We start from the raw sequence: 3388 nt of genomic DNA, 5'->3' as shown, positions 1-3388 counted from the left end.
AACACATATAATTCCGCTGTTCTTATTGATAATGTTTTAGTTGCATAAGAAAGGGGCTTCTTATATGAAAAAAAGAGTTTTGAGTCTGCTCACTGCTGCAATGATGAGCGGCACCTGCTTTTTTGTCGGTGCGGAGCAAATTTGTGCAGCGGAGTATCCTTCTTTTACATTGCGGTTAAATCAGCATACTGGAAACGCAGAGTTTATGGAAGATGAAACCGACAAAAAGGTGATCTTTACGGCTACTTGCTTAAAGTATTCCGGAAGCGATGTAGAACTGGTTGATGCTAAAACAAACGAAGTAGTCGCAAAAATGCTGGATGACGGCAACTTCGACGTTAGTGGAGATGACCTGGAAAATGATAGAACCTGGTCTGCTGTGCTGTCGTTTGAGAATGCGGCAGTTGGTTCTTATTCTTATTATGCTCGCCTGACAGATGCTGATGGGACAGTTTCTACCACAAAAACCTTTTCTGTTGTAATTTATGATGCGGTATCGGATGCTGATGCCGAAAGAATGGCAGAAATCGCACAAAAGGTAGGCGCACTGTCCAGCGATACCACATTTCAGAATGCAGATCAGGAAACCAGAAAGCAAATGGCGGACGCACTGTTTGATCAGCTGATTGCAGAGGGATATGTAAAAGAAAACTCTGTGAACTATGATGCGGAAAAGCATTGGTATGCCTATCAGTGTGAGGGCGTCGGTGGATTTTCTGATGTGACGTGTTATCTGGACATTGCTGTCAAAGACCCTGATCAAGTATCTACTGGTATTGCAACAGCTATATCGGCATTCACCTATGTCAACCATGGAGATTCAATTGAGATCACCGGCTTTAACAATTCCGTTTCCGATGTTGTAATTCCCTCTGAAATCGAAGGACTTCCAGTTACTGCAATCTCTGTCGGAGCATTTTATCTCTCTACAATTACCTCCATCGAAGTCCCGGATTCGGTAACTTCCATTGGTGAAATGGCGTTTTTGGGCTGTACCTCTTTGAAGTCTGTGAAACTTTCAACTGGAGTTGCAAAAATTGATAAAAATGCGTTTGGCTCTTGCAGTGCATTGCAGGAGATTCAGGTTGCGAAAGATAATCCCAATTTTTCTAGTCTAAATGGCGTTCTGTATTCCAAGAAGCAAGACACACTGGTAATCTATCCGGCAGCAAAGACAGATGCTGCATATATCATTCCAAGCGGTGTTACATCTGTTGCAATGTATGCTTTTTCCGAGAATCCTTATCTGGAGACTCTTACAATTCCGAATTCCCTGATTAAGGTGGGAGATTCCGCATTTTATAACTGCAAAAATTTGCGTGCAGTTTCCTATAACGGAACGGAAGAAGAGTGGAATCAGATTACCATTGGTTTGCTGAATGAAAAACTAACAGGAGCCAATATTCAGTATCAGGAGCGAATCATTGGGGATGTTAATGCAGACGGTGCATTTACAGTTTCTGATGTTGTACTGTTGCAAAAATGGCTGTTGTCTGTTCCAGACACACAGCTTGCAGACTGGAAAGCGGCAGATTTCAATGGAGATCAAACTTTGAATGTATTTGACCTTTGCCAGATGCGTTATAATTTGTTAAAACAGGAAGAGGACTCCAAACGGTAAAAGCCGGAAATTTCAAAACAATACAATTAAGCATACGGCATCTACAAAATGTAGATGCTGTATCCTTCCGGTTTGAAATGATGCAGCATCTAGGCGAATTTGTGCTTCTCAAAATAGCTGTTCCAATTTGGATGAAACTGTTCCAATCATCCTAAAATCCGCTTATGGTGTATTTTTACGCCGGAAGGATGCAGCATCAGATGGAACCTATCATTAAAATAAACTTTTCCACGCAGAATCGATTCCAGCACTTCCCTTTCACATCTGTATGCTTGCATCTTTTCATGAAAATTGTCCGTTCTAATGATTCTCCATTCCTTTCATTTTTCGGGGCAAGTTCAACATTAACACTGTTGGACTTGCCCCTTTTTTTTGTCCTCAAGCAGCATACAATCCGGCGAAATGACCGGTTTTGTATGCTGCTTTTTTCTTTCTCCTACCTGTTCATATAAAATTTACATTTAAAACCTTCCCATTTTGCTTCTCTCAATTGTCTTAGTAATTTCAGGAGGGCAAAAAAGGGCTTCTCAAAACTGAATATGGAGGGAGGGAAAATAATGTCTGCTCCCTCGCATGATGATGATCAGCTGAAGCTTGAGATTTTCGATAGCTTCAGTAAAACAGTAATGAGAAATGCAAGCAGAAATTTCGCCGCTGCTGCAAAAACAAGAAGGAAAAATGAGTCGGTCAACACAGATATCGTACAGTACATTTTGAAAACACATGGTGAAAATGCTGTTTATCCATCCGAACATTTCATCGATGCCGGAAACGGATACTGCTGTGTCGTTGCGACAGAATGGCTGTATCAGGCAATGCTGCTGTTGCCGCCCAAACAAAAGGAAGTGGTTATTTTAGAATTCTGGTATGGAATGTCTATTTTCGAGATTTCCGAAACATTGCGGATCTCCAGACGCTCCGTGTCAGAACGGAAGAAAAACGCATTTGCAAATATTCGCAGTTATTATGAAAGGACACAAAAGCATGAAACTGGATTATGAAACGGTGTATCGTGCTGTCAAAGGGGACCATGATGCACAGGAAAAGCTGCTGCAGTATTACGATGCATATATCCGTGCATTGTCAACTGTGGTTGAGGTTTGTTCAGACGGCACAGAACACCAGTATGTGTGTGAAGATCAGAAAGCAGAGATACAAACAAAGTATCTGGAGGCACTTTCTAAGTGTAAGGTGATAAAATGATAGAAACAGATTTATTTGAATTTGCCTATGTGCCGGATTGGTACGGGCAGTTAGAACAATTGGCAGAAATGGCGTTGCCGGAAGCATGGCGATTCCGAAAGCCGCAGACCGAATGTAAAAATACAGATACGCCGATTTTGGAACGGTATCTCCATATGATGTTCCGGAAACTGAGCATCGATTACAACACCGGAGAAACGGAATATTTCCATGTGGAAAATAATTGTGCCTGCTTTCATACAGGACTGTACACAAGACAATATCAGGCAATCTACGCCTGCTTTGAACGAAATAAAAAGAAAGACACCACATTGAAATGGTATTTCACCGGCTTCTGTGATGCTGTTTCTTCCAAGCTGCGGTATGTAGAACCACTGCCCCAAAAGCCATATTTTCCAATGATGCAAAATGGTGTAAATTTCAATCCGGAATGGGCAATTCGGGTAAATGCAGAACACATTCTCAGCGACCCGGAAAATCGGGAACGGCTGCCGAAGAAGCTACTTCGGTTCAAGAATCTGCCATTGTTGCTGGAAACAGCAGTGGAACTGGGCAGACGAAAAG

4 protein-coding genes are annotated in these 3388 nt (G+C 42.0%); all 4 read left to right on the top strand.

The features are described 5' to 3' along the window. Positions 1-64: 64 nt before the first annotated feature. Positions 65-1621 (top strand): leucine-rich repeat protein, encoded by a 1557-nt coding sequence (locus QZL66_RS08405; RefSeq protein ID WP_022411275.1) that lies wholly within the window; start codon positions 65-67, stop codon positions 1619-1621. A 557-nt stretch (positions 1622-2178) separates the two neighbouring features. After that, positions 2179-2622 carry a sigma-70 family RNA polymerase sigma factor gene (locus QZL66_RS08400; RefSeq protein ID WP_022411274.1) on the top strand — a complete coding sequence of 148 codons (444 nt, stop codon included), beginning with the start codon at positions 2179-2181 and terminating at the stop codon, positions 2620-2622. After that, on the top strand, positions 2606-2824 hold the full coding sequence (locus QZL66_RS08395; protein ID WP_022411273.1) for a helix-turn-helix domain-containing protein: 219 nt from the start codon (positions 2606-2608) through the stop codon (positions 2822-2824). The genes QZL66_RS08400 and QZL66_RS08395 overlap by 17 nt, the downstream gene beginning before the upstream one ends. Further along, on the top strand, positions 2821-3388 hold a 568-nt coding region (locus QZL66_RS08390), incomplete at its 3' end, for a DUF3825 domain-containing protein (protein WP_293602060.1). The genes QZL66_RS08395 and QZL66_RS08390, both read left to right, overlap by 4 nt.

This window comes from Ruminococcus sp. CAG:330 (genome assembly GCF_000437175.1).
GTDB lineage: Bacteria > Bacillota > Clostridia > Oscillospirales > Ruminococcaceae > Ruminococcus_C.
The sequence above is the reverse complement of the archived record's forward strand: the minus strand, read 5'-3'. Positions and strand labels throughout refer to the sequence as shown.

Coding starts and splice junctions, on each gene's coding strand:
- QZL66_RS08400 (WP_022411274.1), top strand. CDS start 2,179: ATGTCTGCTCCCTCGCATGATGATGATCAGCTGAAGCTTGAGATTTTC.
- QZL66_RS08395 (WP_022411273.1), top strand. CDS start 2,606: ATGAAACTGGATTATGAAACGGTGTATCGTGCTGTCAAAGGGGACCAT.
- QZL66_RS08405 (WP_022411275.1), top strand. CDS start 65: ATGAAAAAAAGAGTTTTGAGTCTGCTCACTGCTGCAATGATGAGCGGC.